Genomic DNA, 19,982 nt, shown 5'->3' with positions numbered 1-19,982 from the left:
GTCCTCCAAATTTGCAGTTTTCACCTGCTCTTGTGTAAAAAGGCTACCGGCTAACTAGCCAGCAGCCTTCTAAACTCAAGTAATATTATTTCTTATTTATCTTATTCCTGTCCAGCTGCTTTTACAGTGTCATATAATCCTTCTGACCATCCAAGACCTGCAGCATCTTCGTTGTAGAACTTCTGTCCCGCTTCGATCCATGCAGCTTTCTGTTCATCTGTCAGTTCTGTGATTTCTACGCCAGCATCTACCAGAAGCTGTTCTGCTTCTTCTGTTGCCTGATCATACAGATCGTTGTTTACCAGACCTGCTTCTTCTGCAGACTCTGTCAGGATCTGTTTCTGCTCGTCTGTCAATGTTGAGTAGAAGTCTTCACCACAGATCCACATAGATGTTGCAAGAATGTGTTCATCTTTTACAAGGTATTTAGCAACTTCCTGGAAAGATCTGTTAGCCAGTGATGTGATTGGGTTTTCTACTGCATCGATGGTACCAGCCTGAAGTGCTTGATATACATCACCCATATCCATACCAAGAGCATTTGCTCCCAAATCTGTGAAAGATGTAATGGATAAGTCATTAGAAGATACACGCAGTTTTAAGGAATCCAAATCTTCCGGTAATACTACTTTCTTTGTGGATAAAATATCACGTGCTCCGTAAATCCAGTTAGATGCCAGTACACGGATTCTTCCTTTTTCTGCCAGTTCATCGCACAGTCCCTGATACCAGTCTGAATCAACAACTCTCCATTCTTCATCCCATGAATCAAACATGAATGGTGCGTAGAAGATACCAAAATCAGGTACTCCATACTCAGCAAGGAAAGCACCGTCAGCAACTGTGATAACATTCTGTCCCATTACCATCTGGTCGATCAGGTCAACTTTTTTACCAAGTCCTGAGTTCGGGAATGTGTTTAACTTCATAGTTCCATTAGATTTTTCATCTACCAATTCAGCCCATTTTTCAACTGCGATAGAGCAAGGTTCTGTAACAGCATTTTCAAAACCAACGTTGATTTCAACATCTGCTGCCATTGCATTCGCTCCCATTGCCATAGCCATTGCTCCTACGAGTCCCATCACTACTAAATTTCTTGTTTTCATAAATTCTTACCCTCCATATTGTTTTTGTTTTATACTCGTCTTCACTCATCTGTGAAGTTACGCCCTTTTGTTTAAAATTCCTTATTCCGGATCTGCAAAGTGGATAACCACTTTCAATTTGCTTCCGCCATATTTACTAAATTCTTCAAATGCTTCTGCTGCTTCTTCCATAGAATATTCAGATCTCTTGGTCGGATCATCGGATGTTGGGTTCATAACAATCTTTTCCAGATCTACTTCTCCGCTGTCTACCAGATCAATCAGTTCCAGGAAGTCTTTCTTCAGTGCATTACGTGAACCGAAGATATTCAGTTCCTTCTTCTGAATAATTGTAAAGAAGAAATCAAGATTTCTGTTGCCTACGCCGATCAGTACTACATTTCCGCCAACCACTACTGCATCAATACAGTTTTGGAAAGTTGATGGAAGGCCTACTGCTTCGATACAAACATCGAATCCGTGATGATCGCCTGTAATCTCGTTTACTTTATCCATAAAGGTATCTGGGTTATCATTCAAGATCTTGCCTGCAAGACCAAATGTGTTGTATGCGTAGTTCAATTTTTCTTCCGCTACATCACACATGTATACTTCTCCGCCTTTTGCCTTTGCTGCAATGGCTGCCAGCACACCGATGGTTCCTGCTCCTACTACCAGAACTTTATCACCTTTCTTGATATTTGCACGGGATGCGCCATGATAGCTGATGCAGAACGGTTCGATCAGTGCAAGCTGTTTTGGTGTCAGTCCCTTGCCTTCGTAGATACGTTCGATCGGCATGGTAATGTATTCGGAAAATGCTCCGTCTCTCTGTGCTCCCATTGTTTCATTGGTCTCACAGCAGTTTACCAGACCTCTCTGGCATGGATAGCAGTGTCCACAGTTAAAATATGGATTGCAGGTTACTACCATTCCAGGCTTCAGTCCTCTGTCATTTTCATCTATCTCAACAATCTGTGCTGAAAATTCATGTCCCGGAATACGTGGATAACTTGCATATGCGAATGTTCCTCTGTATGTACCAAGATCACTTCCGCAGATTCCGCCGTAAAGGAGCTTTAATAATGCTTCACCTTTCTTGCGAATCGGCGTCTCGCTTTCAATGATCTCAACCTTTCCAGGTTCCGGTATTCTGATTGTTTTCATCCAAAATTCCTCCCTTGTCTCTTTCGTTTTCCTTTTGTTGTATACAACATAACTCTTTTTTATCTTTTTGTCAATATTTTATTTCCCACGATCTTGTTTTCACGTTCTTTTCATCTTTTTTCACAATTTGATCATTGTTTTTTTATTATTTTTGCCAAATATCATTTTTATTAATTTATATATTTTTCATAATTATCATGTTTTTTCTTGTACAATATTGTCATTTTCCAGTTTTTGTAGTCTTGTTGTATACAACATAAAATAATTATTTGTAAATTCATTTTCTTTCTGTTATACTGATTTTAATAAACTGAATCTAAATTCGAAACAGGGAGTTTTTACTATGGCAAAGCAATCTTTAAAACAGCAATCTTATGAACTTATTAAGTCCAACATCATCAATTGCGTATACCCACCCGGCACCATTATCACCGAAGATATTTTATGCCAAGAGTTGGAAGTCAGCCGCACTCCAATCCGCGAGGCATTAAACCGTCTGGAAACAGAACGTCTGGTAACAGTCCTTCCAAAACGCGGTATTGAAGTTACCAATATTTCGCTAAATGAATTAAATATGATCTATGAAACACGTTTATTAATTGAACCTTATGCTATTCTGAAACACGGATGTAAAATATCACAACAACAGTATCTGCATTTTTATAGAATATTCGAGTCTTATCAGACTGAACCGGTAGAAGAAACCGCCTATTATGAAGTCGACGAACAGTTTCACCAGCTTTTCATTGATGCAACCGAGAATTCTTACCTAATCAATACCTACCAAACCGTAAACAGTCAGATCTCCAGAACACGTATTCTTTCCGGTCGTGCTTCTCAGGATCGATTATTTTACTCTACACGCGAACATCTGGATATTGTAAAACATGTGTTGTCCAATAACTGGGACGCCGCCGCCCAAGCAATGGAACAGCATCTTCAGGCATCTAAGAGTTCTTATTTCGAATATATGATGAAGCAGCAAAACTTTTTATCTACGCAGTAAAGGGGTATGCCACACGCACGCCCCTTTTCTCATACTGGCATTGTTATGCCAAATTCTATCAATCCATCCCTACGCAAGAACACCATACTTTTCATGGTATCTTTCTAATTCTTTTGCAAGTTTATCTGCCCTATTTTTTTCTCTTTCGGCTTTTTTTCTTTCACGTTCAGTATTCTTCCGTTCCATAGCTCTTCCTTGTTCTTCTCCCATTCCATAGATTCTGTCCATCTCTTTACACATGTATTCTACCCCCTCTGGTGTTTCTTTTAATTGCCTGACTCTGGCCGCCAGCAACTCGTTGTACATTTCATCTGCATTTTTGCAATGCAGGTCATGCATCAAACGCCCCAGCTTTGTATCATCCTGAATCTGGGAATTGACATACAGGATATGACTGCCATCTCCAAATGCCCTGTTGGTATTATTCACATTTCTTTGAATATGATAAATTGGCAGTCCCTCTTTCATCACATCCTCTCTGGTGATAAAGATCACATAACTTTCCGGAAGTTCTTTTACACTCTGTCCCGGATTCAGGGTATTCATATCCAGCAGTGCACTGTTGTATCGACTCCGCTGTGGTGATGCATCTTTACTTTCCTGCTGGATCTCGATATTCATCTGCCGCTTCTTCTGATCCGTGGCAACACAGTCCATTATGGTTGATCTTCCCTGCAGATTCTTATAGTCATGCTGGATCACCTGATCTTCTACAGTTAGTTCACTTTCTCCCATGATGACTTGAAGAATATATTCCGTACATGCCTTTTCTTTTAAAACGTTTCTCATAAATGCATCACTCATGATCGTGAAATTCTTCAATATCTCCCGGTATATCTGATGACGTTCTTCCATATCCTGATGTGATTTTTCATTTTTCTGTGTCAGTTTTCCTTCTTTCTTCTTTATCTGTGCTCTCTTCTCTGCCACATAATTCCCCCTTCTTTTAAGAAGAGGATTCCGTGTACAGAAATGCCGTTGATTCGTATTACCAACGCCTCTCACTCCAGTCCTCTTCTGCCTATTCTGTTCTTAGAAAAGCATACGATTTCTGAATTGAGATTAGATATTCTGACAGTGCTGCGCACTACGAATCGAAAATATATGCTTTATAGGATGTCATGATTGCGTAAGTACGAAGTACGTAGCAATCCGTAAAGCATCGTATCTGTTCAGTACCTTCACAGATACGATGCCAAAATTCAATAAAATCGCCTTTGGCGATAGAATTTTGGCATGCATGTCTCGGGATTTTGGCATATTCATGCCAAAACACCTCGCGGGACAGTGGGTTCTGAACAGTTACAAAACATCTTTATAATCAAATATTATCATGTATCTTCTTCGTTTTCAAGTGTTGTTTTTTATTTATTAATTATCACTTTTTATCTATAAATTTGTAACAAAAATGGTCTAAGAGGTTTTATATTCCCAGACCATCTGTATATCATCGGAAACATGTTTTATCACATGCCCCCTCTTCTTTTCTTCTTCCGTTATTACTTTGCGTCTTCTTATTTCTTTTCTCTTTCTTTCTCCAGTTCCAGAATCATCTGCCGGTTATAATTCAGATGCATGATCATGGCATTCCGGGCACCGATACTGTCTCCATTGAGAATGGAATCTGTAATTGCACGATGTGTGGAAACAGTCTCATCTTTCAGCTTGTTACTGGCAACACCCGTAAAAGCATAGACGGCCGAATAGATAACCGGCATTAACACTTCTGTCACTTTATTTTTACTACATTTTGCAATATGGGTATGAAATTCGATGTCCAATTTCAGATGTTCTTTCCCTTTAAGGAACACTTCTTCAACAGCATCACACAGCCGAACCAGCTCTTCTTTTTCTTCTTCTGTTGCCTTCACACTCGCCAATGCTGCGATTTCCGGTTCAAACATCAGCCGGACTTCAAAAAGCTGAAGTGCCAGTTCATACTGGTCATCCAACACATTTGCCAGTCCCAGCGGATCTTGTTCCAGCGTACTGGTACTGATTACAAAAGTTCCCAGGCCTCTGCGTACTTCCAGAACGCCTTTAGACGCCAGGCTTTTCACAGCTTCCCGCACCGTTCCTCTGCCCACTCCAAACATTTCTGCCAGTGTAAATTCATTCGGTATCTTTTCCCCCACCTCAATCGGTTCACGCAGAATATAATCCATCAGTTTTTCTTCCACCTTTGCAGTCAGAAGTCCTTTGTTGATTTTCTGTAGTCCATCCATGTACTTTTCCCCCATCATACCTGCTGCCTAATCCGCATCTGCAGCTTTTTTTAAATACCCTTCTGTTTTTCCGCTCTCTGTCTTTTATGTTCGAAAAAACTGCCGCAGGGAGTTGCCCCTTTTGCGGCAGTTACTTATTCAGACAGATACCCTGTCACTTCATTCTGTTATCACGGTTGTTCCTGCTTTATGATACAGATTATCTCTGTACACGTGCACCAGCGCCGCCCATGATTGCTTCTACTTCTTTCTTGCTTGCCATAGTGGTATCACCAGGTGTGGTCATGGCAAGTGCGCCGTGAGCTGCTCCGTAATTCACAGCTGCTTCTGCATCACCTGTAGTCATCAGACCATAGATCAGTCCGGATGCAAAGGAATCTCCTCCGCCTACACGGTCCATGATCTCCAGTCCCTTGTAGTCTTTTGCCTTGTAGATCTCTCCGTCTGCCCAGCAGATTGCACTCCAGTCGTTTACCGTAGCGGTTCTTACAGTACGCAGTGTGGTAGCAACTGCCTTGAAGTTCGGGTAGGTCTTAGCTGCTTCGTTGATCATCTTCTTGTATCCGTCCAGATTCAGTTCCTTCAAGTTCGCATCATTTCCTTCGATCTCGAATCCAAGGCATGCTGTGAAGTCTTCTTCGTTACCGATCATTACGTCTACGTATTTTGCGATCTCTTTGTTCACTTCCTGAGCCTTAGCCTGTCCGCCGATGGCGCTCCACATAGATGGACGGTAGTTCAGGTCATAAGATACTACTGTACCATATTTCTTAGCTGTCTTAATTGCTGCCAGAACGGTCTCGCAGGACTGTTCGGAAAGTGCTGCGTAAATTCCGCCTGTATGCAGCCAGCGTGCTCCCAGCTCACCGAAGATATAGTCAAAATCAAAGTCTTCCGGTGTTGCTTTTGAAATAGCTGTGTTGGCACGGTCTGAGCATCCTACTGCTCCACGGATACCAAATCCTCTTTCTGTGAAGTTGATACCGTTTCTGCAGATACGTCCGATACCGTCTGTCTTCATCCATTTGATCAGAGATGTATCCACGCCGCCCTGAAGGATAAAGTCTTCCATCAGCATACCTACTTCGTTATCTGCAAATGCAGTAATCACGCCGGTATTCAGTCCGAAACATCTGCGAAGTCCACGTACTACGTTGTATTCTCCGCCGCCTTCCCACGCACGGAAAGATCTTGCGGTACGGATACGGCCTTCTCCCGGATCCAGACGAAGCATAACTTCGCCCAGAGAAACTGCATCATATTTACATTCGTTAGCTGGTCTTAAATTCAAATTCATTCTTGTTATTCTCCTAACACATCCTGGATATATTATCTTTTGTTACCTGACAGTATTAACCTCTGATTTCTTTTGCCAGTGCTACTGCATCTTTTGCCATCTCACTGATCTTGTCGAATTCTCCGGCTTTGATCATATCTCCTTTTACCATCCAGCTTCCGCCGCAGCAAAGGATCTTGTCACAGCTTAAGTAGTCCTTCAGGTTCTTCAGGCTTACACCACCTGTAGGCATGAATTTGAGCATTGTATAAGGTGCTGCCATTGCTTTGATTGTAGCTACTCCACCGAACTGTTCTGCCGGGAAGAATTTTACTACCTTAAGCCCTCTCTTTACAGCCTGAGCTGCTTCTGAAGGAGTAATGATACCTGGGAAGATCGGAATCTGTTTTTCGATACAGTAATCTACTACTTCAGGATCAAATCCAGGGCTTACAATAAACTTGGCGCCTGCTGCTACTGCTCTGTCTACCTGTTCAATCGTCAGAACTGTTCCTGCTCCAACCAGCATATCCGGGTACTTCTGTGCCATAACACGGATGGATTCTTCTGCTGCGTCTGTACGGAATGTTACCTCTGCGCAAGGAAGTCCGCCTTTTACCAGAGCATCTGCCAATGGCTCCGCATCCTTCACATCATTTAATACTACTACTGGTACGACGCCCAGTGCTGCAAACTGTTCTGCAATATTCATTTTAATCTCTCCTTTTAACTTGCTTCTGATCGCTTCTTTATCGAAGCACATGCATTTTACATTCTTACTATACACTGAAAATTTATCTAAAGTAAACCCTAAAATCAAAGTTTTCGGTATAAATTCAGATACAAATTGATATTATTTTGTATATAAACCGATACATTTCGAAATTTTGGCAGAAAAAAAGAACGAAAACTGGTTTCTTCCCGTTCCTTCTTTCTCTGTACTCAGCAAAAATCTTTATGCACATTACTGGTTGTCTTTACTTTTTAAGCGACTTAGTTCTTTCTGGATGTTGGCATCACATTTCTCAAAAAAACGATATATGCCAGCTAACTCTTCTTCTGAGATTCCATCCAGAATCTTAGCCAAACAATCCTTCTGCGCCTTGTATAGCACATCCGCAATTATTCTGGACTTTTCTGTCAGAAACAGACGGTGGATTTTTTTGTTTGTTTCATCAATCTGGATTCTGACATAGCCTTTTCTCTCAAGCATTCGAATCCCATTCGATACATTAGATTTTGCAATTCCTCGCATCATACAGATATCCCGTGCTGTATTATACGCGCTGTCGTCTCTCAAGAAAAGTAAGATTTCCATCTCTGTCTCCGTCAGATGATACATTTCGCCATATTCTGAATAAACCAGATGATATAATTCCTTGAAATGTAATTTCCAGAAAACACTTTTCCCAGGCATATCTGTCCCCCCTTTTCAATTGTTCATTAATAATCAACAGAAAAATTATAGCAAAAATTGTGTACTTATGTCAAATACTATCTGTCCACGAGGTGTGAATTTCGGATATTTGACCAATATTTCCATTTTTCCAGAACAGTTCATCCTCGCCGCTCTGCTGTGCGTGAAGCACAATTGCTGACGTCGGTGGAAGTTTTACCGTTACATCATACTGATTCATCTGATATACTACTGCATCTGTGTGATAACCGTCCCCGTCTGTCATCAACAACTGTATCAGATTATCACCTGCCCCAATGCCGATATCACGGACTCTTACCGTACGTTCTATCGTATCCTTTCCTGCATTGAATACAACCAGAACCTGATCCTCTTCGGTAAATCTTCCGTATGCCAGATAATTATAATCTGCCCAGAGGATCTTAACAGACCCCTTCATAATGGCTGGACAGGCTTTGTGAATACGGATCATTTTTTTATGAAAATCTATCAGGTCATGATCTTCATGTCCCCATGGATAGGTTCTTCGGTTATCCGGATCAGTAAATCCGCACACCCCTGCTTCATCTCCATAATAGATCGTCGGTGCCCCGGGCCAGGTAAACTGCATCACCACTGCACTGCGAAGCACTGCCTTGTCCACATCCCGGGAAGCAGCATCATAGCCAAGCTGTGCCACACGCCCCACCCTGTGATTGGTTCTTGTCAGGAATCTGGAATGGTCATGATTGGACAGCTCATTCATTGCCACTTCCAGTGACGGTGCCTGGAAACTGTTCATATAATGCCCCATTGCCCACTGAAAATGCAGTCCATTTCCCAGCATATCTTCCCGGTACTGATCGCTGTGCTTTTCCATTCCGGTAAAGAACCAGGTAAGCGGCTCCATAAAGGCATCATAATTCATCACCGTATCCCACTGATCCCCCTGCAGCCACGACTTTGGATCTCCGTAATGCTCTGCAAGAATCAGCGCTTCCGGATTGGCTTCTTTCACCACATCCCGGAATTCCTTCCAGAACTGATGGTTATATTCATTGGAAAATCCAAGGTCTGCAGCCACATCCAGTCTCCAGCCGTCCACATTATAAGGAGGGGAGACCCATTTTTTTGCCACCCCAAGGATGTAGTCATGAAGTTCTTTTGAATTCTCATACGCCAGCTTCGGAAGGGTATCATGTCCCCACCATCCATCGTAATTTGGGTTGTATGGCCATGCATCCTGATTGTTGAATTTGAAAAAATTACGGTAAGGACTGTCTGCGGAAACATATGCGCCTTTTTCATATCCTGGCTCATTCTCATAAATCCGCTCACGATCCAGCCACTTGTTAAAGGAACCGCAATGATTAAACACACCGTCCAGAATGATCTTCATCCCCCTACGGTGTACCTCTTCCACAAATTCTGCAAAAAAGCGGTTGCTGGCTTCTAGATTTTCCTTATCTGTCACACGACGGATGTATTTTGTCGCATGGGAATTATCCTGATCTCCCGGTGCCAGCACTTCTCCACCGTCTTTTACAATCTTTCCATAGTGAGGATCAATATAATCATAATCCTGTATATCGTACTTATGATTAGAAGGCGATACAAAAATAGGATTAAAATATATCACGTCCACGCCAAGATCCTGCAGATAATCCAGCTTATCCCAAACTCCCTGGATATCTCCTCCGTAAAACTCCCGGATTCCCATAAATGCCGGACACTTATTCCAGTCCTTAACCTTTACTGTGGTGTCACCGATATAGAAGTACTCCCGGTCTTCCACATCATTTGACAAATCTCCGTTATAAAAACGATCTACAAAGATCTGATACATGACCGCTCCTTTTGCCCATTCCGGCACATGAAAACCAGGGGTGACACAAAAGCAGCAGTCCGGACGCAATTCATTGCTCAATCCACATTTGTCGTAATAGCAGGTAAGCCGTCCTGCCTTTACCTGAAACCAGTAACGGAGCTGCCGAATTCCAAGCGGTACCTCCGCCCTATAGTAATCAAAGTTTTTATCATTATAATCCAGCTCCATAAGCTGAGATTCTTCCCCGTGACAGAGATACACCGCATCCACATTGTCTCTCTTGGTGCGGAAGCGAATCGTCACTGTCTCGCCGACTTCCGGCTGGGCAGGTGTTACATAATTCTCTGTCTCATCGCTAAATAGTGCACTGGGCCGGAACACCGGCCGCATCCCCAGAATATAGTATTGCATTTTTATCAGCAGTTCTATTTTTTCCCATTCCACTATCTTCTACCTCTACTATCGTCTCCATTGCATTATCATGCAGATTGTTTGTTACTGTTCACTCCGTGACCAGTAACGATTGTTTTACTTTTTGCTCTCACAATCCCATTCATTTATTGTATCCTAATTCTTCATTTCTTACAAGTGCATATATTTCTGTGTTCAAGAATGCCGTAAGTAACGTAAAAAGGACAGCTCGCGCTGTCCTTTTTAGAGAAGGTATTTCTTCTTATGGGTGTTGCAAAAACTATATAATGTATTGGGGGGTTTTTACGATATTTAATATAGCATATCTTTTTGAATCCGTGTGCACAAACTTCACAAAAAAAGAGTTTGTTTTTTATGCATTATTGCCAAAAAGAGTTTCAAATTCTTCCTGCCCGATCTTTTCTTTCTCGATCAAAAGCGCAGCACAGCTATGCAGAACATCCATATGTTCTTTGATGATAGCGGTTGCTTTTGTGTGTGCTTCATCCACCAGACGCTTTACCTCCTCATCGATGACAGCTGCTGTAGCCTCACTGAAGCTTCTGGAATGTGCCAGATCTCTTCCGATAAACACCTCGTTCTCATCTGTGCCATAATCCAGCAGACCTACCCGTTCAGACATACCATACTGGGTCACCATTGCCCTTGCAAGCTGAGTTGCCTGCTTGATGTCCTGGGATGCACCAGTAGTAATATCTTCGATAATCAGTTCTTCTGCAATTCGACCTCCCAGATCGACCATGAGCGTATCCAGCATCTTGCCTCTGGTCATGAACATCTCATCTTTTTCCGGCAGAGGCATGGTATAACCTGCAGCTCCCATGCCGGTCGGTATAATGGATACGGTATGCACCGGTCCCACATTGGGAAGCAGATGGAACAGAAGTGCATGACCCGCTTCGTGGTATGCGGTAATCCGTTTTTCTTTGTCAGAGATCAGACGGCTCTTCTTTTCCGCTCCGATACCTACTTTAATAAATGCCTGCTGGATATCCTGCTGCTGAATATAGGTACGTCCGGACTTGGCAGCCCAGATTGCCGCTTCGTTCATCAGGTTCTCCAGATCTGCACCGGTGAATCCCGCTGTTGTTCTGGCAATATTTTCCAGATCTACATCGTCTCCCAGCGGTTTTTCCTTGGCATGTACCTTCAGGATCTCTTCTCTTCCCTTTACATCCGGCTTGCCTACACCAATCTTGCGGTCAAAACGTCCCGGTCTTAAAATAGCCGGATCCAGAATGTCCACACGGTTGGTTGCTGCCATCACGATGATACCTTCATTTACACCGAATCCATCCATCTCTACCAGTAGCTGATTCAGAGTCTGCTCTCTCTCATCGTGTCCACCTCCCATACCGGTTCCACGTCTTCTTGCCACTGCATCAATCTCATCGATAAAGACAATACATGGTGCATTTTTCTTGGCATCTTCAAACAGGTCACGGACACGGGAAGCTCCCACGCCGACAAACATCTCTACAAAATCAGAACCGGAAATGCTGAAAAACGGTACGCCCGCTTCTCCCGCTACTGCTTTTGCAAGCAAAGTCTTACCTGTACCGGGAGGTCCCACCAGAATCACTCCTTTTGGGATTCTTGCACCCATCTTTGTATACTTCTGTGGCTCTTTTAGGAAATCCACCAGTTCCTCCAGGTCTTCTTTTTCTTCCTGAAGTCCTGCCACATCTTTAAATGTTTTTCTTCTGGCATCCGGCATGATCATGGTTGCACGGCTCTTGCCAAAATTCATCATCTTACTGTTGCCGCCACCTGCCTGACGATTCATCATCATAAACAGGAAAATCACCACAACTGCCATTATCAGCGTAGGAAGTATACTGGTCATAAAAATGCTGGTCTGTTCCACATCATGAAGGTAGGTAGTCACACCTGCATCGTTTAATTCGGTCTGTGCTGTATTCACATCACTGACATTGAGCTGCTGCCGGCTTCCATCCGTCAGAGTCAGCTCCACTCGTCCTGTCGGCACCTGACTGTTCTGATAAATGTCCGCCCTTGCAATCTTGTCTCCTGTCACCTCTTCACTGTACTCCTGCTGCGTAATCGTCTGGGTATCAGACCATCCCCCGCGAAATGCATACAGCAGGAGCAGTACAATGGCAATCGTTAAAAAATAAATGCCAATCCCTCTTGAATTTCTGTTCAAAAATATAGTCTCCTTTCCGTGCCTTCCTTACTCTGTAAATGAAAGCACACCAATATACGGCAGATTACGGTATCTCTGGTCATAATCCAGTCCGTATCCAACTACAAACTCATCCGGAATCTCAAATCCGGTGTAGTCCACATGTACCGGCATCACTCTTCTGTCCGGTTTATCCAACAGAGTACACAGCTTTAAGCTTGCCGGTTTTCTGGCGCTCAAGATCTCAAGCAGATAGCTTAAGGTTCTTCCTGAGTCAATGATATCTTCAATCACGATAACATTCTTTCCTTCCAGTGGTTCATCCAGGTCTTTTACCAGTTTTACCACACCACTGGACTTGGTTCCGGCTCCGTAACTGCTGCAAGACATAAAATCAATCGTCACCGGAACTGTAATTCTCTTTGCCAGTTCACAGGTAAAGAAAATACTTCCCTTTAAAATACAGATCAGATGTACTTCTTTTCCTGCATATTCTTCACTGATCTTCTTTCCCAGTTCTTCAATTCTCTTATCAACTTTCTCTTCTTCTATCAACACACTGATATGTTCTGCCATGATGCTGCCTCCTTATACGTAATCTCCAGTATTTCTCTGGTATTCTTTTCTACCTTGTATGCTTCACTGATCCGGTGACCTACTACCCAGATCACTTCTTCGCCGCACGTTAAAAGCCATACCCCTTTTCTTTGATCTACCGGTATTTTTTCTTCCATGAAATAGGTTTTCAGCTTTTTTCTTCCGCCCTGACGGTTTACGGTCAAATAATCTCCCGGTTTTCTTCCACGAAGCAGAATACCTGCGGTTATTTTATCATAATCCAGCCATTTCGTATACTTTTTTTGTTCAATTGGCTGATTTTCGTTTGAAATAATTCTGGTAAAAAAAGAGCCATGTTCTGTTCTTGTTTCTCCCGGAATTCTGAGCTGCAATTCCGGTAATATTCGATCCTCTTCTTTTTTCTGAATAACCAGGGTATCAAATACTCTTTCCGCCACCCATCCACACGGAAGCTGGATTTTTTTTCCGGACTGCATATGCATCAGTTCTTTCATACTCTGTATGTGTTCCCTCTGCAAATCTTTCAGTCCACACCCTGCTTCTTTCAAACATCTGCGTAAAATTCTTTCCTGTAGAAGTTCCGCTTCCTGCTCCAGACAGGTTACCTCTAGCTGTGCCTTTCCGTCTTTTATCACTGCCATCTTCTGGCATGCTTCTTTTACCAGTATATCCAGGAATTCTTCTGTTCTGCGCATCTCAGTACCAAATTCTGCCAAATGAGTAATCACCCTGGTATTCAATTGTTCTTTCATCTCTGGCAGTAAACGGTTGCGTATGATATTTCTGGTATAATCCAGTTCATCATTCGTACCATCCTCACACCACTGTATGTTTTTTTTCTTTAAAAACGCTTCAATTTCTGTCCGGCTGCATTCCAAAAGAGGACGGATAATTTTTCCTCGCACCGGTCGAATTCCCGCTGCACCATCCAAGCCGCTTCCCCTGGCAAGATTCCACAAAATCGTTTCCGCCTGGTCATTCTGATTATGGGCAACAGCAATCCTGTTCGCTCTCCATTTTTCTCCGATTCTGTCAAAGGCCTCATATCTGGCATTTCTTCCCGCTTCTTCTATGGATATCTTCTTTTCTTTTGCCATAGCAGGTATATCGCAAGATACACATTCATACTCTACCTGATATTTTTCACAGAGTTCTCTGACATATCGTTCATCCCGCAGACTCTCTTCGCCTCGAATTCCATGCTCCACATGGACGACTTTGATTTCAAATGTCATCTGTTTTTGAAATTCCAGAAGCACCATAAAAAGGCATACCGAATCTGCACCACCGGATACTCCAACCAACACCCGGTCCTGCGGCTGTATCATGTGCCAGGTCCTGATTGCATTCCATGCTTTCTGCATCATTCTTCTCCTGTTATATTCTTAGTCTCCTCATCACTATAATGAATTTTCCAAAAAAATGCAACCTTCCTGTTTGCTGCTATTACATAAAAAAGCCATTAAAAACGTGGAGTTCTTATTCCTTAGTGTTTTCAATGGCTCTAAATTATTGTTTACTTTTTCAAAAAACTTGTAGTTTATCCATTCAGGATCCATGTGTACCATCAATAATTTGGATACCTTCTGCCTGAATCATATTGATCATTTTCTCAATTACCTTACAACGACTGCCATCTTTTTTAGTACATATTCCAACATGAACTGTTGTAATGCCTTCCTGTGACAGTCTTTCTATTTTTTCTTTAATACCGGCATCATCATCCGGATCAGCTTCGCATCCATTGCATCGCATAAATGCAGATACCACAGCCTCTTCCCCTTGATACATAGCAAACGCATCTGTTCTTTCATTAAACGCTTTTAAACATGCTGCACCTGTACATACACGGTTTGATTTCAGGCAATTTAACATCGCAATCTTTTTTGACATTTTTTCTCCTTTTAATGACCCTTAGATTTCTATAATATCACAATGTATATCTTGGATTCACATATGGATATTTCTGATTATCATTAATTTCTGCATTCACATGATAATGCTCCGCAATATTGCTTGATGTAAGTACATCTTCACGTTTGCCAACCATTGCTTTTCCATCTTTTAACAAAATAACAGAATCCGAATATCTATATGCAAATGACAGATCATGTATAACCATAATAGAAATCAAATTTCTGGACTTTACGATATCTCGAACCAAATCCAACGTCTCTATTTGATAACGTATATCTAAGTTACTAATTGGTTCATCAAGCAACATAATTTTCGGATCTTGTACCAATGCCCTTGCAAGAAAAACCCTCTGCCTTTCTCCTCCACTTAATTCGTTCAGATTAGTAAATGCATATTTTTCAAGTCCAAAACGTTCAATCATTTCAAAAACCAGTTCTTTATCTTTATCTGATGCTTTGAAACGAATATACGGAGTTCTTCCGAGCATTACAGCTTCTGTCACGGAAATGGCGAAACCTTTTCCGATATCCTGTGGTACATATCCAATCAGTCTGCTGAGTTCTCTGTCTGAGAATTGTATCGTATTCTTACCATCAATCAGTATCTGTCCTTGTGTCGGTTTATTGATCTTATTTATACATTTCAGAAGAGTCGATTTTCCAGCCCCATTTGGTCCCATAATACTGATCATTTCCCCGTCTGAAAAGCGGAAATTAATATCGGAAAAGATCTGTCTCCCTTTCCTGTAAGAAAAAGCCAGGTTTTTTCCTTCTATCATCAAAATCCACCTTCCTTTCCCTTAATTATCAAATGTACAAAGACAGGCACACCTATGTATGCAACTACAATACCGACTGGAACTGTAATAGGACTGAATAACGTTCTGCCGATAGTATCAGACATGATCATCAAAATGCTCCCACAAATACATGAAAACGGTATGAGCAATCTGTTATCAGATCCAATAACCATTCTTGCGATATGCGGAGCAACAATTCCAACAAAACCAATTACACCAACAAAACTTATAATCACCGCTGTTAATATTACAGAAACCAGTCCGATTACAATACGCACTCTTTTTACATTAATCCCCAAGGCCCTTGGCACATCCTCTGATGCGCCTGCCATGGCATTCAGATTTCTGGCATTTAACATTGTAATAATAAAACCAATCATTAGAAGAAATGCTGTAATACCAATCTGAATCCAGGTTGCTTTCTGCATGCTTCCAAACGTCCACCGTACAATGGTATTTAATTCCTGTTCATTTGCCAAATACTGCATCGTGTTTGTCAAAGCATTAAACAGATAGGATAATGCCGTCCCCATTAATACAAGTGTAGTAACATTCATTCTTTTTGCTGCTGCTACGCCATACACCATGATGGTGCATAAAAGAGCCATCACAAATGCTCCAATTGTTTGAAGCAGAAGATTATTCCCAGCAAACGGAAGGTTCATTTTGGAAGAAAATAAAACAACAAACGCAACACCAAACGCAGCTGCATTTGAGATACCTACCGTATATGGAGATACAAGTGGATTATTGGTTATATCCTGCATAACTACTCCGCAAAGAGCTAATCCTGCACCGGAAAGAAATGCCATAACAATTCTTGGCAAACGTAATAGCCATATAATATCATGCATGGTCTTATAACCATCACTATTTCGCAATTCTTTGCTGGCAAAAAAGGCATGAAAAACATCTTTAGGAGTTAAGTCAGCAACACCTATGCATATTGAAAATATCGCAAGAATAAAAACAACTGCCGCACAAATAAAAAGCAATATTTCTTTATGCAAAATCATTTTATCATATTTTCTCTGTAATTCCGATTTATTCATTTATCCCTCGCACCAAACTATTTCATACTAATTCAAACAACATGTCTTATTTAAATGAAAAAGAAAAGTGAAAAATCGCTTTTCTTTTTCATTTAGGTATAGTTCTGATATAGTTACTGTAACTGAGCGACATATCCTTCCAGCTGGTCAAATCCCATATATTCACACCACTGGCTGAAAAATGCATCCGGATCAAGTTCTTCAAATTTTTCCGGATAGAGCCATTTTGCAATATAATTGATAGCAATCAGTTTACTGTTAGCGTTGCCAACAAAACTAGTAAATCCATATACCTGTTTATCCTTTACAGCTGTCAGTTCATCCCATCCGGCTCTGTCAACAAACGAAGCAAGTTCATCTTCCAATTCTCCTTCTTCAAGATCAACTACAGCTTCAAGCTCTCCGTGAACTTTCGTGCTGTAAATATTATCAATAATAACGTCTGGATTTGCATCAAGTATAGCTTCAGGATCAATTTCATAGGCACTTGTATTACCCTTTGTCTGATCTGCTGTTTCATAATCGATGTCACCAAAGATATTGATTCCACCGGCACTTACAATCATATCATTCCATCCAGAGCCTGGAAGACACGTTTTATTTTCACCATTATTTTCAAAATATACCGTCTTTCTTTCTTCTTCCGGAATATTCTCCAAACCTGTTGTTACTGTTTCCATTGCTGATTTACAAAAATCAATATATTCCTCCGCCTGTTCTGAATTGCCTGTAACATCACCAACAAGTTGTATATAGTCGTAATACTCAGAAGGTATCCATGCATTAACAACAAGTACCGGAATATCAAAATCAGCTAATTGCTCCCTCATATTTTCATATTCGCCAAGACTGCTTGTAAATACTGCGTCCGGATTAAGTGTAACGATCTTTTCAACATTAAAGTCTGTACAGTTCTGTCCGACAATATCTAATGTTTTTCCCACACCATCCCAATACTGTGGATATGTATCAACTGCGTTCTGATCAACGCCGACCATAAGATCTGTAGCCCCTACTGCACGGAATAATTCCGTATTATATCTGTCATACACAACTGCACTTTTGATCGGTTCTGTGAATGTATATTCCATTCCATCTCCATCTACTACTTTGATATCCTCTGCATATGCAGGGCATGACATAATGGTTACTAACGCACATCCTGCGATCCCTAATAATAATTTTTTGTTTTTCATTGGTTATTCTATCCTTTCAATTCTGCATGTTTTATAATGTGTCTTTTAGAATAACAGTTTCATTATTATAGTTTAGTTCATTCTGCGAAGCTCATCTTTGCCAGTATTAAATTTTTCAGTTTGCATTAAAAATGGGCATGAAAAACCATGCCCTAATACTTTTATTTTCAAATTTACTATTTGCATAATACGGTTCAGGCATAAAATGCAGCCTCCCATCATATATCTGACTTGCTTATAATAAGCGCACAGTGACCGACTCGTGGGTTCTTACCCCTTTCTATGTTCCGAACTAACGGCAAGGAAGACTATTATTCAATTTTATATCGAGTGCACTTCGAATACATATTTTATTATATCCTTATTGACTGTAAAAGCAAGCAATTCTTCCTATTTTTTCCAGAAACCGCCTGCCAGTATGGTCATATCATCCGGCACGCCATCCTGACAGAATTCCAGAATCTGTTCCAGAAGATTCTGTGCAGATTCTGCCGGATTATCATTGGTCAGATTCTCTATAAAATACATCAGAAGCTTTTCTCCTTCACCTGGCGGAAGGGCATCCAGCACTCCATCCGATATCATAAAAATCATGTCTCCGCTTTCCAGCCGGATCTGCCTTGTCTCTACATCCACCGCTTCCAGCATTCCGACAGGGAGACTGGTAGATATAATCTCTTCAACTCCTTCCTCCCTGCGAATAAAGGTCGCAGCTGCTCCCAGTTTTAAGATCTGACACTTGCCTCTATACAGATCCACCTCGCACAAATCCAGCGTAGAATACTGGCGTACACCACGTTCCAGCACCATAGAAGAATGTAGCATTTTCACTGCTGTTTCTGCGGTAAATCCTGCCTCCAGGAACTGTTCCACCAGTTCAATCACTGCCTGACTTTCCTGATTTGCCCGCACACCACTGCCCATGCCGTCTGAGACTGCCATTACCACCTGACCATGGTTGCTGTTCAGAATCGCATAATTATCCCCGGAAGATACCTGACCGCTGCATTTGGCAGAGGCACATCCCGTCAACATATAATACCTTGTTTCTTCTACAAAATGAATGCTGCACAGATCTCTTCCCACCAGCACTCTGCTGTCTTTTTCCGGTACCATGGGTCTTCCATAGACTTCCGTCAGAATATCAGATATCAAGCTGACCGGAACCGCCGTCCGGCGACACAACAATGTCAGGATCATTTCCGGGTGTCCGGTAACATTTCTTATGATCCCGATATCCTTTACCGTCACATGATGCATTTTCAGGTTCATTTTCACTTTTCTTTCCAGGTTTCCCTGCAGCGGCTGTGCACAATAAGCCGTGCAGGCAATCTCCCGGATAATCTGTGCCGTCTGCTGAAGCTGCCCTGCCACGGCCGCCCGGTTCTCCATCATACGGTTTACCCACATCATATTCAGTCTTGCCCTCAGGAATCCCCTTTCCAATGCTTCTTTAAACGTCCTGCCCCTGACACAGAACCGGTAGAATTCTTTTTCTTTTTCAGAGATCTGCTCAGTTCCTTCCTCGATGGATTCCAGTAATCCATAGGCAAGACGATAGCTTTTCTCCTGTTCCCGGATCCAGCAGACAGTTCTTCTTCCACACTGAGCACAGATATTTTCCTGAACGGTTACAAAAATTTCTTCTATATCTTCTTCACTCAGCCGCTCTTTTTTCTCCGGCATCTGTCGGAAAATCTCTGCTAACTGGCGAAAAGATTCTGCGTATCTTTCTATTCTGTCTCTTTCGATTAAACTTGTCCACTCATCCATAGAGATCCCGCCTAATCTTTCTATAATTCCACTTCAGAATCAAAAGATGTCACACGGATTGTTCCGTACTTCATGATTTCAGACTTTTGACCCTGGCATCTC

17 protein-coding genes are annotated in these 19,982 nt (G+C 41.8%); 1 reads left to right on the top strand and 16 read right to left on the bottom strand.

The window, feature by feature from the left end:
- Nucleotides 1-101: 101 nt before the first annotated feature.
- Both H8716_RS08360 and H8716_RS08355 read right to left on the bottom strand, forming a co-directional pair.
- Entirely contained in the window at nucleotides 102-1,109 is a 1,008-nt protein-coding gene (locus H8716_RS08360) for a C4-dicarboxylate TRAP transporter substrate-binding protein (RefSeq protein ID WP_249308116.1), read from the bottom strand.
- An 81-nt stretch (nucleotides 1,110-1,190) separates the two neighbouring features.
- Entirely contained in the window at nucleotides 1,191-2,255 is a 1,065-nt protein-coding gene (locus H8716_RS08355) for an alcohol dehydrogenase catalytic domain-containing protein (protein WP_249308115.1), read from the bottom strand.
- 343 nt (nucleotides 2,256-2,598) lie between these two features.
- Here H8716_RS08355 and H8716_RS08350 point away from each other — a divergent pair, with 343 nt between their 5' ends.
- Complete coding sequence (locus H8716_RS08350; RefSeq protein ID WP_249308114.1) at nucleotides 2,599-3,261, top strand: GntR family transcriptional regulator; 663 nt, start codon at nucleotides 2,599-2,601, stop codon at nucleotides 3,259-3,261.
- A gap of 69 nt (nucleotides 3,262-3,330) precedes the next feature.
- Here the strand turns inward: H8716_RS08350 and H8716_RS08345 are convergent, their stop codons facing one another.
- The 14 genes from H8716_RS08345 to H8716_RS08280 all read right to left on the bottom strand — a co-directional run bounded on the left by H8716_RS08345 (nucleotide 3,331) and on the right by H8716_RS08280 (nucleotide 19,880).
- Nucleotides 3,331-4,191, bottom strand: coding sequence for a PD-(D/E)XK nuclease family transposase (locus tag H8716_RS08345; RefSeq protein ID WP_330606524.1), 861 nt, complete (start codon nucleotides 4,189-4,191; stop codon nucleotides 3,331-3,333).
- Nucleotides 4,192-4,775: 584 nt separating this feature from the next.
- Complete coding sequence (locus tag H8716_RS08340) at nucleotides 4,776-5,486, bottom strand: FadR/GntR family transcriptional regulator (RefSeq protein WP_249308113.1); 711 nt, start codon at nucleotides 5,484-5,486, stop codon at nucleotides 4,776-4,778.
- 199 nt (nucleotides 5,487-5,685) lie between these two features.
- A complete protein-coding gene (locus H8716_RS08335) occupies nucleotides 5,686-6,783 on the bottom strand; it encodes a sugar kinase (RefSeq protein WP_249308112.1) in 1,098 nt (365 codons plus the stop codon).
- Nucleotides 6,784-6,838: 55 nt separating this feature from the next.
- On the bottom strand, nucleotides 6,839-7,474 hold the full coding sequence (locus H8716_RS08330; protein WP_249308111.1) for a bifunctional 4-hydroxy-2-oxoglutarate aldolase/2-dehydro-3-deoxy-phosphogluconate aldolase: 636 nt from the start codon (nucleotides 7,472-7,474) through the stop codon (nucleotides 6,839-6,841).
- Nucleotides 7,475-7,726: 252 nt separating this feature from the next.
- On the bottom strand, nucleotides 7,727-8,179 hold the full coding sequence (locus H8716_RS08325) for a MarR family winged helix-turn-helix transcriptional regulator (protein ID WP_249308110.1): 453 nt from the start codon (nucleotides 8,177-8,179) through the stop codon (nucleotides 7,727-7,729).
- A gap of 70 nt (nucleotides 8,180-8,249) precedes the next feature.
- Nucleotides 8,250-10,397: a glycoside hydrolase family 13 protein gene (locus tag H8716_RS08320; RefSeq protein WP_283243049.1), complete on the bottom strand. Its 2,148-nt coding sequence runs from the start codon at nucleotides 10,395-10,397 to the stop codon at nucleotides 8,250-8,252.
- A 373-nt stretch (nucleotides 10,398-10,770) separates the two neighbouring features.
- On the bottom strand, nucleotides 10,771-12,585 hold the full coding sequence (gene ftsH / locus H8716_RS08315) for an ATP-dependent zinc metalloprotease FtsH (protein WP_283243044.1): 1,815 nt from the start codon (nucleotides 12,583-12,585) through the stop codon (nucleotides 10,771-10,773).
- Between the two features lie 27 nt (nucleotides 12,586-12,612).
- The gene (gene hpt / locus H8716_RS08310) at nucleotides 12,613-13,140 is read right to left on the bottom strand and encodes a hypoxanthine phosphoribosyltransferase (RefSeq protein ID WP_249308108.1); all 528 of its coding nucleotides are present in this window, start codon (nucleotides 13,138-13,140) and stop codon (nucleotides 12,613-12,615) included.
- On the bottom strand, nucleotides 13,116-14,510 hold the full coding sequence (gene tilS / locus H8716_RS08305; protein ID WP_249308107.1) for a tRNA lysidine(34) synthetase TilS: 1,395 nt from the start codon (nucleotides 14,508-14,510) through the stop codon (nucleotides 13,116-13,118). The genes hpt and tilS overlap by 25 nt, the downstream gene beginning before the upstream one ends.
- A gap of 181 nt (nucleotides 14,511-14,691) precedes the next feature.
- Entirely contained in the window at nucleotides 14,692-15,036 is a 345-nt protein-coding gene (locus H8716_RS08300) for a CGGC domain-containing protein (protein WP_249308106.1), read from the bottom strand.
- A gap of 37 nt (nucleotides 15,037-15,073) precedes the next feature.
- Complete coding sequence (locus H8716_RS08295; protein WP_249308105.1) at nucleotides 15,074-15,838, bottom strand: ABC transporter ATP-binding protein; 765 nt, start codon at nucleotides 15,836-15,838, stop codon at nucleotides 15,074-15,076.
- A complete protein-coding gene (locus H8716_RS08290) occupies nucleotides 15,838-16,911 on the bottom strand; it encodes a FecCD family ABC transporter permease (RefSeq protein WP_249308104.1) in 1,074 nt (357 codons plus the stop codon). The genes H8716_RS08295 and H8716_RS08290 overlap by 1 nt, the downstream gene beginning before the upstream one ends.
- 113 nt (nucleotides 16,912-17,024) lie before the next feature.
- A complete protein-coding gene (locus H8716_RS08285; protein ID WP_249308103.1) occupies nucleotides 17,025-18,107 on the bottom strand; it encodes an ABC transporter substrate-binding protein in 1,083 nt (360 codons plus the stop codon).
- A 390-nt stretch (nucleotides 18,108-18,497) separates the two neighbouring features.
- Nucleotides 18,498-19,880 (bottom strand): SpoIIE family protein phosphatase, encoded by a 1,383-nt coding sequence (locus H8716_RS08280; protein WP_249308102.1) that lies wholly within the window; start codon nucleotides 19,878-19,880, stop codon nucleotides 18,498-18,500.
- Between the last annotated feature and the right edge of the window lie 102 nt (nucleotides 19,881-19,982).

This window comes from Jingyaoa shaoxingensis (assembly GCF_014385005.1).
Taxonomy (GTDB): Bacteria; Bacillota; Clostridia; order Lachnospirales; family Lachnospiraceae; genus Marvinbryantia; species Marvinbryantia shaoxingensis.
Note: the sequence above shows the minus strand (reverse complement) of the source record. Positions and strands in the feature narration are given on the sequence as shown.

Excerpts from the sequence above, each read along its gene's own strand:
- H8716_RS08360 (WP_249308116.1), bottom strand. The coding sequence starts at position 1,109 with ATGAAAACAAGAAATTTAGTAGTGATGGGACTCGTAGGAGCAATGGCT.
- H8716_RS08355 (WP_249308115.1), bottom strand. The coding sequence starts at position 2,255 with ATGAAAACAATCAGAATACCGGAACCTGGAAAGGTTGAGATCATTGAA.
- H8716_RS08350 (WP_249308114.1), top strand. The coding sequence starts at position 2,599 with ATGGCAAAGCAATCTTTAAAACAGCAATCTTATGAACTTATTAAGTCC.
- H8716_RS08340 (WP_249308113.1), bottom strand. The coding sequence starts at position 5,486 with ATGGATGGACTACAGAAAATCAACAAAGGACTTCTGACTGCAAAGGTG.
- H8716_RS08335 (WP_249308112.1), bottom strand. The coding sequence starts at position 6,783 with ATGAATTTGAATTTAAGACCAGCTAACGAATGTAAATATGATGCAGTT.
- H8716_RS08330 (WP_249308111.1), bottom strand. The coding sequence starts at position 7,474 with ATGAATATTGCAGAACAGTTTGCAGCACTGGGCGTCGTACCAGTAGTA.
- H8716_RS08325 (WP_249308110.1), bottom strand. The coding sequence starts at position 8,179 with ATGCCTGGGAAAAGTGTTTTCTGGAAATTACATTTCAAGGAATTATAT.
- H8716_RS08320 (WP_283243049.1), bottom strand. The coding sequence starts at position 10,397 with ATGCAATACTATATTCTGGGGATGCGGCCGGTGTTCCGGCCCAGTGCA.
- hpt (WP_249308108.1), bottom strand. The coding sequence starts at position 13,140 with ATGGCAGAACATATCAGTGTGTTGATAGAAGAAGAGAAAGTTGATAAG.
- tilS (WP_249308107.1), bottom strand. The coding sequence starts at position 14,510 with ATGATGCAGAAAGCATGGAATGCAATCAGGACCTGGCACATGATACAG.
- H8716_RS08300 (WP_249308106.1), bottom strand. The coding sequence starts at position 15,036 with ATGTCAAAAAAGATTGCGATGTTAAATTGCCTGAAATCAAACCGTGTA.
- H8716_RS08295 (WP_249308105.1), bottom strand. The coding sequence starts at position 15,838 with ATGATAGAAGGAAAAAACCTGGCTTTTTCTTACAGGAAAGGGAGACAG.
- H8716_RS08290 (WP_249308104.1), bottom strand. The coding sequence starts at position 16,911 with ATGAATAAATCGGAATTACAGAGAAAATATGATAAAATGATTTTGCAT.
- H8716_RS08285 (WP_249308103.1), bottom strand. The coding sequence starts at position 18,107 with ATGAAAAACAAAAAATTATTATTAGGGATCGCAGGATGTGCGTTAGTA.
- H8716_RS08280 (WP_249308102.1), bottom strand. The coding sequence starts at position 19,880 with ATGGATGAGTGGACAAGTTTAATCGAAAGAGACAGAATAGAAAGATAC.